12 protein-coding genes are annotated in these 13,305 nt (G+C 33.3%); 5 read left to right on the top strand and 7 right to left on the bottom strand.

The window, feature by feature from the left end:
- Window positions 1–551 precede the first annotated feature (551 nt).
- The 7 genes from UH1x_RS17770 to UH1x_RS17800 form a co-directional block, all read right to left on the bottom strand.
- Complete coding sequence (locus UH1x_RS17770; RefSeq protein WP_482623299.1) at window positions 552–821, bottom strand: hypothetical protein; 270 nt, start codon at window positions 819–821, stop codon at window positions 552–554.
- A 117-nt stretch (window positions 822–938) separates the two neighbouring features.
- The gene (locus UH1x_RS17775) at window positions 939–1,271 is read right to left on the bottom strand and encodes a hypothetical protein (protein WP_482623300.1); all 333 of its coding nucleotides are present in this window, start codon (window positions 1,269–1,271) and stop codon (window positions 939–941) included.
- A 148-nt stretch (window positions 1,272–1,419) separates the two neighbouring features.
- Complete coding sequence (locus UH1x_RS17780; RefSeq protein ID WP_482623301.1) at window positions 1,420–2,019, bottom strand: toxin-antitoxin system YwqK family antitoxin; 600 nt, start codon at window positions 2,017–2,019, stop codon at window positions 1,420–1,422.
- A 234-nt stretch (window positions 2,020–2,253) separates the two neighbouring features.
- On the bottom strand, window positions 2,254–2,820 hold the full coding sequence (locus UH1x_RS17785) for an ankyrin repeat domain-containing protein (RefSeq protein WP_482623302.1): 567 nt from the start codon (window positions 2,818–2,820) through the stop codon (window positions 2,254–2,256).
- A 107-nt stretch (window positions 2,821–2,927) separates the two neighbouring features.
- Entirely contained in the window at window positions 2,928–3,407 is a 480-nt protein-coding gene (locus UH1x_RS17790; RefSeq protein ID WP_482623303.1) for a hypothetical protein, read from the bottom strand.
- A gap of 215 nt (window positions 3,408–3,622) precedes the next feature.
- On the bottom strand, window positions 3,623–4,336 hold the full coding sequence (locus UH1x_RS17795; protein ID WP_482623304.1) for a hypothetical protein: 714 nt from the start codon (window positions 4,334–4,336) through the stop codon (window positions 3,623–3,625).
- 208 nt (window positions 4,337–4,544) lie between these two features.
- Window positions 4,545–4,952 (bottom strand): hypothetical protein, encoded by a 408-nt coding sequence (locus UH1x_RS17800; RefSeq protein WP_482623305.1) that lies wholly within the window; start codon window positions 4,950–4,952, stop codon window positions 4,545–4,547.
- A 382-nt stretch (window positions 4,953–5,334) separates the two neighbouring features.
- Here UH1x_RS17800 and UH1x_RS17805 point away from each other — a divergent pair, with 382 nt between their 5' ends.
- The 5 genes from UH1x_RS17805 (at window position 5,335) to UH1x_RS17825 (ending at window position 13,295) form a co-directional block, all read left to right on the top strand.
- On the top strand, window positions 5,335–5,976 hold the full coding sequence (locus UH1x_RS17805; RefSeq protein ID WP_036154059.1) for an RNA polymerase sigma factor: 642 nt from the start codon (window positions 5,335–5,337) through the stop codon (window positions 5,974–5,976).
- A gap of 100 nt (window positions 5,977–6,076) precedes the next feature.
- A complete protein-coding gene (locus UH1x_RS17810; RefSeq protein WP_482623306.1) occupies window positions 6,077–7,141 on the top strand; it encodes a FecR family protein in 1,065 nt (354 codons plus the stop codon).
- Between the two features lie 136 nt (window positions 7,142–7,277).
- Window positions 7,278–10,616 (top strand): TonB-dependent receptor, encoded by a 3,339-nt coding sequence (locus UH1x_RS17815; protein ID WP_482623307.1) that lies wholly within the window; start codon window positions 7,278–7,280, stop codon window positions 10,614–10,616.
- Between the two features lie 12 nt (window positions 10,617–10,628).
- Window positions 10,629–12,032, top strand: coding sequence for a RagB/SusD family nutrient uptake outer membrane protein (locus UH1x_RS17820; RefSeq protein ID WP_167333105.1), 1,404 nt, complete (start codon window positions 10,629–10,631; stop codon window positions 12,030–12,032).
- A gap of 120 nt (window positions 12,033–12,152) precedes the next feature.
- Window positions 12,153–13,295, top strand: coding sequence for a dipeptidase (locus UH1x_RS17825; RefSeq protein ID WP_482623308.1), 1,143 nt, complete (start codon window positions 12,153–12,155; stop codon window positions 13,293–13,295).
- Window positions 13,296–13,305 lie beyond the last annotated feature (10 nt).

The raw sequence follows: 13,305 nt of genomic DNA on the forward strand, positions 1-13,305 counted from the left end.
AATTATTTATAACAAATCTAAATAGTAATTGTTAACGAATTGATTTGCTGCTATTATGCGAAGATATTTATAATGAATCGAAGCTTTTTCACACTTCTAATTTTATCTAATTTGCTTTTTGGTTATTTATCTTATTCAAGTCATCTCGTAAAAATTCTACTAAATCTTATTCTGCTGAAGTATCTAAGACATTAGGAATGGTGACAATTTTATCTATATTTTATATTGTAATTACAGTTATTTCCGTAATCCAATTCTTGTACAATTTCTTTTAAGATATCCCCCTTAATCTTTTTTCATATTCATTATGTAATATATATATTACAGGACGAGTCAAACTTTCGCAAAACGCCAAAGCTAAGATTAGTGCGGAACCAAGGAAACTGTAAAGTTTCCGTCTTCGTGCTAAGACAAAGCTTTTTGTTTGCGTTTATTTTTTTGTTATTAAAAATGTCAAATCAAACAGATTTGACGACCTTATAAAATTACACTAACGTTCGGAATAAACACCAAACCACCGTATTAATTTTAGGTTCTGTTGTAGTGCGTTTTTATTCCGTAAACTCTATTTCCTCTACATATTCAGGTTCGTTTGGCGGAGGTGGTATGTCAAATTTTTCGTCTAGCCATATATTTATATTAGTACTATCAGTAATTTTTGAGTAAGCTTCGGTAAGCCTATCCAAAGTTTTAGGTAATTTCTTAAGTCCATTTGTGTCGTATGAGATATAAATAAGTAGCTTTTCAGGTTTGTCAGCTAGCATTGGGTTTTTGCCATAGTTTTCGATGTCCCTTCTTAAAACATTTTCTATACTGTCCAATGGGTAATATAAATCCCATGATTTAGTTACTGTATCGTTGTGGATTCTAATCGTATTTTTATGCTTGAAAAGTATGCACAGGTACTTTTTCCAACATGGATTATGGAAGTATACTGTTTATAAATTTGTAGCAGTTCTGAAGTTGACTTTTGGCAGACTATCATGACAAGCGACCTCTTCAGTCCGATTCAGTAGTTCTCTGAAATTTTCAAACTTACTTAGCTCAAGTTCTACACCCAAGCTATCTTTTTGATTATTGATTTTTCCGTATTCAATTAGAGCTAGTTGTTCATTCTTTTTCCTACGTTCAGAATCCTGGCAACCAATTGTTGTCATAATTAAAATTAGTAGCGATATCTTAATGGTTGCTTTCATTTTCTTAAATGCACTACAACGTTCAGTATAAGAAACGTAGGGCAGGTGATAAGCACTACATTTGGGGTTTAACACTTAGCCAAATATAATATTTTGTATTTATCTTTATTATTGAAAATGCCAAATTTTATATTTAGCGGACTTCATTAATATTCACAGACCTTTCAGTTTAGCACAAACGCCCTATGTTTTTTATACGGTGTTAGCTGCTGTGCTTTATTCACTAATTTTTAATTATTTCTATAAATATTCGCCCGTTTAAAGGTGTCCATATTTCTGTAAAATCATCTTCTTCGTTTTTAATTTTCTGTAATTCAAATACTTTATCACTCGTTAAATCTCCCCAATATTTTAGCGGGATTTCTTTAATAATTCCGAAAAGTAATTTATCTCCACCTTCGCAGGTCGTTGCAATGTGTAATTCAGTCGGCTCAAAAATCAATTCATAAATCAGTTTTCCTTTGTCGTTATAGAATTTCCATAATCCATTTCGATAATAATGAAAAGCACGGAACGCTCCACCAACACCACAGCCTATATAAGAGCCTAATTTGTAATTTCCATCAGATTTTAACTTTCCGTTTTCATAGTATTCTTTCCAATATCCAACCTTTAAGTCACTAATTCCGTTTTTGTCAACTGCTAAAGCACCTTTTCCGATTATCTTTCCGTTGCGAGTTAATTCAATTATTGAGTCTCGTTCAGGAAGTCCGTTTTTCAATTCTCCGTATTGTTTGTCATTCGAGATATAGATTACATCTTCTTGTCCGATTACGAACTGAAATTGGAATAGAATGATTAATATGTATGCGATGTTTTTCATTTTTTCGGCATTGCAGCTAACGTTCGGGCTAAGCGTAGTGCGGGGGCAAAGAAACTTTTCGTTTCCGTCTGCGCACGAAGCTAAAGCTTATTGTTTTGCTTTTTCTTTTTTGTTCCAAAGCTAAATCTATAAGATTTAGCGACTTTATAAACCTGCCTGCCGGCAGGCAGGTATACACAGACCTTTCGGTTTTGCCCTAAAGTCCGCATTACGTTTAGGTATTGTTGTACTGCGTTATTTTGCGTCGTGTTTCTCAATCAATTCATGCAATTTTTTGTCATTTGATATCTCAATCCACCGTCTTGATGAAATTCCACTTTTATTAAGTTTGTCCAAATCCGCTCCAAGATTTAGCAATTCTTTTATGATTTCGAATCTTATCTTATTTAATTCTTTTTGTTCCTCTCGCCAAGTTTTTCCGTACTCTCTAATGGCAGTAAAAATAGGATTATTTCCATTTTTTTCTTCCGCAATATTGATGTCCATCTTACCGGTTTTGATTAAGGCAAGTGATATTTTTGAAAGTTCGTGATATTCAAGTGCAATATGGAGAGCATTGAATCCACGTTTGTTTTTCCAGTTGAGATTGACGTTGTTTTCTATTAAAAAATTAACGATTTCAAGTTGTTTTTGTGAACCCTTAAATTCAGATTGACATAAAAGCGATTCAATTAAAATTGAGTTTTCACTAGAAAATTCCGAGTATTTATTTATGTCTATTTTATTGCGTTCTATTAGCTCAATTACACGATTCTTATTAGCTTCAAACAAAGCTGTAAATAGCTCTTTTTCCAATTGCATTTTGTTGTTTTAAATAAAAATTTGATGGTTGGTCATAATGCAGTACAACGTTTAGTGTATGGTGCGTATCCCGGAGGGTATGCACTATACACCTTGTTAGCAAATCGTTATTTTAGTATTTCAAGTGCTTCATCAGACATCCATTTCATATTAACAGTCGAGTCTGATGATGGTGATGTTTCGGCTAATTGCTCATCAGTCAATTCAGTTTTTACAGATATGTTTTTAATGGTTCCAATTATTTGTTCGTCAGTTGTTTTAGCCTCCTTGAAATACCAGATTGCATCATAAACGACCCAATGGGCGGAATCAGAAAGGAATCTACTCATTGCTTGATTTATTTCAGCATCATCAAATATTTCTAATCGTCTAAAGGCTATTGCAATAACTCTTTTTAAGTGATAATTTTTGTGATTAAGATATTTGTCCACGAGCAGAGTCTTCTTTAGAAGTTCTGAGTCTTTTAATTCTGCAAACTGATTTCCTAATCTTATTTCTTCTATTGGCATCAAAAACTCTTTCTGTCCAATTTCTTCGAGTAATGCTATGTATGTCTTAAGTTTTTTATTTTTTCTATTAAATATCATATTCTCTAATGTTTGCTAACGTCTCGGCTATGAACAGTACGGGAGCAAACTAGCTTTGACTTTCCGCCACGCACATAGCGAAATCTTTTGGTTTTGTTTTTTCTTTTTTCTGGTCATAGCAAAATCCCAAAGATTTTGCGGACTTCATAAAAATACGCAAAACCTGCGATTAAGCCCGAAGCCCGTATTGTTTATAGTTTGTGTTGTAGGTAGTTTTACTGCAGCTTGTTATTTATATACTTTTTAATTTGCGTTCTTAATTCGCCAATTTTAACTTTTCCATATCGGGAAGCATCGACTCTGTCTTGTTTCCCAACTGCGATTTTCCAAATATAACTTTTCAATAAGTTCCTTTCTTTTTCATCTAGCTCTATTGGAAGTTTAATGCCCGTTATATTATTTGTCTCATCATATATGAAATTTGGGGCAATTACTTCATTTATCTTATGGAAATAATTGTCCATAAATTTGTATTCGCTATGTTCCTCGTTAAACTTTCTAGCTAATTCATAATCAACTTCATACAAATCGATTATTGAGCTCCTTAAGGAATCATTTTTAATGGTTTCTAAACCTCGTGATTTTAAAGATTCATATCCAGATTTATTTTGAACAACTATACTTTCTCTAGAGAATAGGTGATAGAAGGAAACTAGTGAATCATTTTGAATAGTTTCTCCGTCTATGATTTTGTTGAAATATTTAAGTCCACTAAATGCAATCTTGTAATATTGCTCGTCGTTGGCAATATCTAAACTATCACGTTCTAATCCATTATAAATTTCTTCGAGGATTTTATTTTCTGCAATGCCATCTTTTCTATTGTCATTCCATCTATCCATTAGAAATGCAAGAGTAACAGCAAGAAAAATCGAAAGAAATTCGAATAGATATTTTTTCCAATTTTTGAATTTAAATCGATTTTTCATTTTCAATATTTAGGTTTTTTAAATTACCTACAACGTTCTCGGCTAAGCGTAGTGCGGTATTAAGGAAACTTTTCGTTTCCGTCTACGCACGAAGCTAAAGCTTTTGGTTTAGTTTTATTTTTTCTTGTCCAAAGCTAAATCCCAAAGATTTAGCGACTTCATAAATATACACAGACCTTTCGGTTTTGCCCTAAAGTCCGCATTACGTTTAGGCATTGTTAGCAACTGGTTTTTTTGTTTTCAATCTAGTTAGGATTCCAAGAATTATTAAAGAAACAATTGCTCCAATTATATATCTATCAGGATAAAAATATTCGCGCATAGCTTTAGAATTCATAGCATAAAACAAAATAGTATTGCAAATAAAGAACGTAGATAACACACTTGTAATTACTAGTCCAATTTTATTTTTCACATAAAAAAATCCAACCAAGCAAATCAGGCTTAGAACCAACATTAATTCCGTAGCTACTTCGTGAGCTGAGTATGGTAATATTTCGGATGCCAAGTAAGCTAAAAATCCACCTGCGTATCCGAAAACCATTTGTCCAATTGGCGAAGTGATTAGAAAAATCAAACATACAACTATTGGTATTTTATATTTTTGAAGAGTCATTTTTAAACTTGTTGCACAACGTACAGATATGTGTACAATTACAAATATTTCTATTTTAGAAACACTAATCTAAAAGAATTAATTTATCTATTTAGACAAATTTTGACTCTATTTGTATTTTAAACATTTAAACTGAAATTAAAACACTATTACATTTTAGCATATTATTATTCAAAAACTAATCGTGTAAATTAAATGTTAATTTATTATTATGAGAAAGCGTTTTTAGAGGCGCTTCTACTAAGAATAATTAAATATAAATAGTCTAAAATTGAAAGAATTGTAAAATTCATTAAATAATTCTCAATGATGTCTATAAAACTTAAATATATTACTTAGAATAGAAAGGGATTGTTGATGAATCCACTAAATTCTTTATTTCATGCAAAAACATAGTAAACTTGGTTTAGCCGTAAATTCTGATTTTGGTGTGCAAGATGAAGAAGGTAAAGAGTCGGGCGCAAATAAGAAAAAGGTTTTTGTTGTTAAGAATACAGAGACCCACGTTTGGAGAAAATTAATAGATGGAGATGAGTCTGCTCTTGGAGATTTATACAACATTTATATAGACTGTTTATTTAGCTATGGTATAAATTGTATAAAGGATAGAACTTATGTCATGGATTGTATTCATGATCTTTTTGTTGATCTATACAAATACCGCGAAAATTTATCGATGACCGATAATGTAAAGTTCTATTTGTTTAAATGCTTAAAGAGAAAGATAAATAGAAAATACGCCACTAAGACGGTATCTATTACAGATGAATATCAATATTCATTAGATCAACAGGCAAGAAATTATACTACTTCTTGTGAAGAGGAAATTATTCAAAAAGAACTTGTAACCGAAAAACGTATGATTTTGGCGGCAGCCTTAGATTCGTTAACCAAAAAACAAAGAAAAGGTTTGTTCTTAAGGTTTAATCAGGATCGCAGTTATGAAGAGATTTCTGAGATAATGGATGTCTCTGTGCAAACTGCTAGAACTATAGTGTATAGGGCTTTGAAGGCGTTAAGGTAGTTTATTTAAAATAAATTGTCTATAAATTAAATAATCCTTGCTTATTATTTTAGAGTGCTTTGATAGGTTTAAAAGCCTTACCAATAATTAATATTTAACTATGGAAAAGATAAATCCGAATAATGTAAATTTTTCATCGATTACCGATGAGGAAAATACGGATTTGAAAAAAAGAATTTTTAATACGATCCAAAAGGATAAAAGAAGAAATAGAAATGTATGGTATAAAAGTTTAGCTGCAGCATGTTTTATTGGTTGTATAGGTCTTGGGTTTTATTACTACAATATGACTTCAGAAACAAATTCTATAACTGACTTTGTTAATTCCTCAACCATTGACAGTAATACTCCAACATCAGATGAAGTTGTTCTTACTTTAGGTAAAGGCAACGATTTAAAAATCAAAGAAGATGTTGCTGATATTAATTATTCTAAAAGCGGTAAAAATGTCACCATAGGTAATGGTCAGACTTTTAATCAAAATATAGCAGATACAGATAAGGCCGTGTTTAATACATTATGGGTTCCTTATGGTAAGCGTTCAACATTGACTCTTTCTGATGGAAGTAAGGTATGGTTGAACTCAGGTTCTAAATTAATTTACCCAATTGCCTTTAATGAAGATAAGAGAGAGGTCTATATAGAGGGCGAAGCAATTTTTGAAGTTACCCATAACAAAAAGAAACCCTTTTATGTTATTTCAGATACACAGGTTGTAGAAGTGCTAGGTACTGTTTTTGGAGTTACCAATTACCCTGATGAAAATTCAACGAATACCATTCTTAAAAGTGGTAGTGTTCAAATTAGTTATCAAAATATAAAAGCGAATTCTAGTCATTCAGATAAAATGAAAATTTCTCCTGGTACCAAGGCCAGTTATGATAAGAATACTAAAAGTATTGTTTCTGAGAAAGTAGACGTAGATAATTATTTTTCTTGGAAAGATGGTTTTCTCATATTCAAGAATAATGACATGGAATTCATAATGAAAAGAATATCAAGATATTATAATCTGGAAATAATAATAGAAAATGAAGAATTGGCTACAGAAACTTTCTCTGGCTATCTAGATTTAAATGAAGATATACTTTCTGTGATAAATAGTATTAAGGAAAGCACCAATATGGAATATTTACAAACTGATAATACAATAACAATTAAATAAACTTTTGCCAATGAATTGAAACTGAATAATTTTTTGAAGTAGCAATAAAAAAAAGCCAGAAGATGTTCCCGCATCTTCCGGCAATTAATATCAATATTGCTGTTTTGCAGCAACATTAAATAACCAACACAAAAATATGAAAAATATCATACCAGTCGGAATTCTAACGATTATGAGAATATTTCTACTATTTATCGGTATAGGCCTATCATCTGTTTACGCTAACTCTGTATTTGCACAAAATAAAATACAGATAGACGTAAAGAATATCTCTGTCGAAGAATTTTTTGAAGAAATTCAGAAATCAAGTGATTATGTCTTTTTTTATAAGGACAACGTTTTAAATACAAGTAAGAAAATTTCGGTGAAGTTGAAGAACGCCAAAATGAACGCTGTTCTTGAAAAAGCTTTTTCTAATACCGATTTAAGCTATAAAATAATTGGAAATCAGGTAGTTGTAAAAAAATTGCCGCCAATTTCAAAAAACGAAAGTTCTTTAAGCTTAGGAACAATTTTTCAAAATACTATTAGCGGAACCATTACCGATGCAGGTGGACAACCTTTGCCTGGGGTAAATGTTTTAATTAAAGGTACAACCGTAGGTACACAATCAGATTTTGATGGTAATTATGCTATTGATATAGCTGATGGTACCACTTTGGTTTTTTCTTATATCGGTATGCTTTCTAAAGAAGTATCAATTGATAATAGAACAACGGTCAACGTTGTACTTCAAGAAGATGTGGCTTCATTGGATGAAGTAGTTGTTGTAGCTTATGGTACATCTACAAAAGAGTCATTAACAGGTTCTGTTAGTGTTGTTAAAAGTGAGGAGCTAGAACAGATACCGGTATCTACTTTTGAGCAGACATTAAGAGGTAGTACCGCAGGTCTACAAGCAAGTGCGGTAGATGGTGCTCCAGGTGGTAATACACAGGTTAGAATTAGAGGTATTGGTTCTATATCTGCTTCTAGTGAGCCTTTATATGTTATAGACGGTATTCCTGTACAGAACGGTAGTATAGGTACCATAGATAACGGTGGTAGTAGTACCAATGTAATGGCATCAATTAATCCAAATGATATCGCATCTATTTCAGTGTTAAAAGATGCGGCTTCTACAGCAATTTATGGGTCTAGGGGTGCAAACGGTGTTATTTTGATTACTACAAAATCTGGTAGTTCAGGTAAGGCTAAAATTACCTTGAAAACATTAACTGGTTTTAACTCACAAGCTTACAATAATATTCTAAAGCCATTAAATGCTGCAGAATATACAGAACTTTTTCTTGAAGGTTATGTGAATTTGGGTGATACAGCTGAAGAAGCTCAGGCTAGATTTGATGCCACTTTTCAGCAATTGATTGATCCTTCTACCGGAGAACCAACAGATACCAATTGGTTAGATGCTATAACTAGAACGGGAATAACCCAAAGTTACGATCTAAGTGCAAGTGGTGGTACGGACAATTTAAAATATTTTTTCTCTGGAGCTTATTATGATCAAGAGAACTACATTATTGGGTCTGGCTTTGAAAGGTTAAGTGCACGTAGTAATATAGAATTTAAAGCAACGGATTATTTAACTATTTCAAATAATATATCTGTTTCTAACAGTACAACAAATACGTTTTTTGATGGTGGTTCTTTCAACAATCCGTTTAAAAACTCTTTAGAATTATCACCGTTAATTCCTATTTATGATGAAGAAGGAAGATTTAATGGGGAGCATGCCAACTATTTTCCTTTAGGTGGTGCTAATCCTGTTGGTTCTTTAAGTGGTGATGACCTTTGGGAAAACAAGCAGTTTAGAGTTATAGATAATTTTGCGGTTTCCGTAAAGCCAATAAAGAATTTGACCTTACGTTCGCAATTGAATTTTGACCTTCTTACGTTAACAGAATCGCAATATCAAAACCCAAGATATGGTGGTGGAAGAAACTCTGGCGGAATTGGTTACGAAGCCAATACTTCTTTAAGAACTTTTGTAGGTACACAAACGGCAGACTATAATTTTGTTTTAGGTGATAACCATAATTTTAATGTTCTTGCCGGTTTTGAAGCTCAAGAAACCAATAATGAGTCTTTTAGTGCTTCTGGAACACAGTTTCCAAATCAAAGTTTAAGAACGTTAAATAGTGCATCGGCAGAATTTGCCATTAGCGGTTCAAAATCTGAATATACTTTCGTTTCTGCTTTTTCTAGAGCCAATTATAATTACGATGGAAAATACTTCCTTTCAGCTAGTTTAAGAAGAGACGGGTCTTCAAGATTCGGTGCTGATAATAGATGGGGTACTTTTTATTCGTTTGGTGGTAGTTGGGTTGCTAGTAGAGAATCTTTTTTACAGGATGTTTCGTTTTTAGATTTACTTAAAGTTAGAAGTTCTTGGGGTGTAACAGGTAATGCTGCCATTGGTAATTTCCCTTCACAAGGACTTTACGTTTTTGGTCAAGATTATGACGGTAATCCAGGTGGTAGTCCAAGCCAAATTGCTAATCCTGATCTTACTTGGGAGAGTCAGCAGAATTTTAATGTAGGTGTAGATTTTGGTCTATTCTCAAAAATTAGCGGTACGGTTGAATATTTTGAACGTACTTCTTCTGATCTTATCTTGAATGTGCCTATTACATTAACATCAGGTTTCTCCTCGTTGACCCAAAATTTTGGTGAAATGAAAAATTCTGGTTTAGAGATATCTATGAATGCGGATATTATCGACAAAGAGGATTTTAGTTGGAACGTTGGTTTTAATACCACATTTTTAAAGAATGAGATTACAGAACTTACAGACGATTTTACAGATGGTGCTTATAGAAGACAAGAAGGCGAAGATTTTCAATCTTTTTACTTGTATAGTTGGGCTGGTGTAAACCAAGAAAATGGTGATCCACAGTGGTATACTGACGCTTCTAAAACTACGATAACCAATGATATCAGTGATGCAGAGCGTTTTTTAGACGATAAATCTGCAACTCCAGAATTTTTTGGAGGTTTCAATACTATGTTCACTTATAAAGATGTAAGTCTTAGTGCCAACTTCATTTATTCTTACGGTAACTACATTTTTGATTCTAGAGCAAGAGGTACTTTAGGTGATGGAAGGTTAACGCCAAGAAGTACTGCAGATTTTATTTATGATAACAGATGGCAGCCTGGTTCAACAGATGCCTTGGTACCTCAGTTTGTTTGGGGTGGTCGTAATGGTAGTAATGAAGCGAACCAAACTAGATGGTTATATGATGGTAGTTATATTCGATTAAGAGATTTAACCGTCGCTTATAATTTTAACGAAAAAATTACTTCGCTATTAGGTTTGAATTCTATGCGATTGTATGCTAGAGGAACCAATATCTTGACTTTTGTAAAAGAAGATATCCTTTACATAGATCCAGAGCAGGGAATTAATGGTAGTTACACAGGGCAGACACCTGCAGTGAAAACTATTTCCATTGGTTTAGATATTCAACTTTAAATGATGAAACACATGAAAACATATAAAATATTCATATTAACAATATTGGCTGGACTCGTATTCTCTTGTTCAGACTCTTTTTTAGAACTTACTCCGCAACAATCTGTTTCGGATACAGAGGCCTTATTGGACCTTGATGGTTATGAATCTTCTATTACCGGTATATATAACAAATTGTCTGGCTCTGAATATTACGGGCGTTACATGATTATGATACCTGATGTATTGGCAGATGACGTAAAACAAAATGGACAAGCTAACAGAATTGTAGATTATGCCGAGCATATTCAAAGAGTATCTGACGGGCAGGCACTAGCGCTTTGGGGTAGTGCTTATGAAGGTATTAATGCGGCAAATGCTATCATTAATTCAGAAACTATTTTGGCGGATGCTGTTTTAGATGAGCAAAACCATATTATTGGTGAGGCTTATGCGCTAAGAGGGTTAATGTATTTTGACCTAGTACGCATGTTTGCGCAGCAGTATAACTATACTGCAGATGCTAGTCACCCTGGGGTTCCTATCGTTTTAAATTTTGACTTGGACAATGAACCGTCTAGAAGTACAGTAGCGGAAGTTTATGAGCAAATTATTTCTGATATGACTACAGGTATTTCTTTTATGAATGACAGTTCTAGAAGTGGTAATTCAAATACTTTATCACCTACATCTATTAGGGCATTATTAGCAAAAGTTTATCTTTTTCAAGAAGATTGGACAAATGCAGAAGCAATGTCTTCAAGTGTTATAGAATCAGGTGATTATAGTTTAATTTCCAATGATAATTATTATGATTTATGGACTACGGATAATAGCTCTGAGTCTATTTTTGAAATATCGATGACCGAAACAGATAATGTTGGAGGTAATGGTATTGCAGGTCTTTATCTACAAGCAGGTTTTGGTGATTACCTTCCTTCCAATGATGTGGCCGATCTTTATCCTGAGAATGATGCTCGTTTAAGCACCTTTGAAGTAGATACTTTATTAACTGGTGAATTTGCACCAAATAGAATGATCAAATATCCAGATATCAATGGTTTTGATAATGTAAAGGTTGTTAGACTCGCAGAAATGTATTTAATACGTGCAGAAGCTAGAGCGGAAATAGGTACTGATATAGCTGGTGCGCAAGATGATTTAGACATGGTACGCCAACGTGCCATTGCAGACGAGCCGGATAATTCAGATTCTGGCGATGCTCTTAGCGATGCTATTTTCTTGGAACGCAGATTAGAGTTGGCTTTTGAAGGTCAACGTCTATGGGATTTAATGCGTAATAAAATGGATATTGTTAGAACAAACTGTACGGCACAGATCTGTTTAATTCCTTATGGTGCAGATACGGTAATAATGCCAATACCTCAAGATGAGACAGATGTTAATCCTAACATTGAACAAAATCCTGGGTATTAATTAGTAAACTAATTTGTTTGTTAGTTTTTGAACACATTGAGAGACTTCGTTTCTCTCAATGTGTACTTTTTTACAGCATAAAAATATTGGATTTTTTTCACTTTAAAAATCAAGAATTATATGGATACACAACGTAGAAATCTTGCGAAATTACTTTCGTTAGGAGCATTGTTTCCTGCTCAAGCAGCTTATTCGTTGAATAATATTTTAGAATCTATACCTGCAGACTCAAGTAAGCAATTATTACAGACCCTTGGGGAAAAAGGAATAGAGAAATTGTTTAAAAAAGCTGTCGTCTATGATGGTCTGGTCATTTCTCGTAATTGGAATGAAGATTCTTTTAAAGCTTTGGCTGAATCTGGTTATACCGGTTTTAATGCTTCTTTAGATTCTGGGAAACTTGAAAAATCTTTGAAGAGTATAGAGGAATGGAAACAAATTATCAGTAATAATCCAGATAGATTATTGTTGACCAAAAGTGCCAATGATATTGTTACTGCCAAAAAAGAAGATAAAGTGGCCGTAATGTTAGGTTTTCAAAGTTCTAGAATGTTAGAAGGCACTATAAAAAATTTAGATACCCTTTATGAGGCTGGTATGCGATGGATGCAACTTACATACAACTCTCGTAACTTAATTGGAGATGGGAGTACAGAAAGAACCAATGTTGGGTTATCTGACTATGGCGTTGAAGTTGTAGAACGAATGAATGAACTGGGTATTATTATAGACCTTTCTCATTGTGGTAAGCAAACAACCAACGATGGTATAAAATTTAGTAAATCTCCGGTTTCCATAAATCACTCTATGTGCGAGGCATTGCACAAGAATCACCCACGTTCCAAAACTGATGAGCAGATAAAGGCTATGGCAGATAAAGGGGGTATTATAGGTATCATATGTCTGGGGTATATGATCGGACCTAACTTAGGGACGGATACAACATTAGAAACTTATGTAGACCATATAGATCACGCAGTTAAAATAGGTGGAATTGACCATGTAGGTGTAGCTGCAGATTTTGCTATACAAGGTCTAGAAGCTACAGGTGCAACACGAGAAAACTGGTATGTGCCAAGACTAACTAGATTTAAACCTTCATACAAAGTACAATGGCCACCATGGATTCCTGAACTGGATAAACCCGATAGATATTTACAGGTTGCAAAGATTCTTGACAAAAGAGGTTACAGTACGGGAGATATAGAAAAAATATTAGGTCAAAACTGGATACGCTTCAACAAGGAAGTCTTAAAACCATAACATAGAGTTT

It is taken from the genome of Maribacter sp. UH1 (assembly GCF_056839145.1).

Excerpts from the sequence above, each read along its gene's own strand:
- UH1x_RS17780 (WP_482623301.1), bottom strand. The coding sequence starts at position 2,019 with ATGAAAAACATCGCATACATATTAATCATTCTATTCCAATTTCAGTTC.
- UH1x_RS17785 (WP_482623302.1), bottom strand. The coding sequence starts at position 2,820 with ATGCAATTGGAAAAAGAGCTATTTACAGCTTTGTTTGAAGCTAATAAG.
- UH1x_RS17790 (WP_482623303.1), bottom strand. The coding sequence starts at position 3,407 with ATGATATTTAATAGAAAAAATAAAAAACTTAAGACATACATAGCATTA.
- UH1x_RS17795 (WP_482623304.1), bottom strand. The coding sequence starts at position 4,336 with ATGAAAAATCGATTTAAATTCAAAAATTGGAAAAAATATCTATTCGAA.
- UH1x_RS17800 (WP_482623305.1), bottom strand. The coding sequence starts at position 4,952 with ATGACTCTTCAAAAATATAAAATACCAATAGTTGTATGTTTGATTTTT.
- UH1x_RS17805 (WP_036154059.1), top strand. The coding sequence starts at position 5,335 with ATGCAAAAACATAGTAAACTTGGTTTAGCCGTAAATTCTGATTTTGGT.
- UH1x_RS17810 (WP_482623306.1), top strand. The coding sequence starts at position 6,077 with ATGGAAAAGATAAATCCGAATAATGTAAATTTTTCATCGATTACCGAT.
- UH1x_RS17815 (WP_482623307.1), top strand. The coding sequence starts at position 7,278 with ATGAAAAATATCATACCAGTCGGAATTCTAACGATTATGAGAATATTT.
- UH1x_RS17820 (WP_167333105.1), top strand. The coding sequence starts at position 10,629 with ATGAAAACATATAAAATATTCATATTAACAATATTGGCTGGACTCGTA.
- UH1x_RS17825 (WP_482623308.1), top strand. The coding sequence starts at position 12,153 with ATGGATACACAACGTAGAAATCTTGCGAAATTACTTTCGTTAGGAGCA.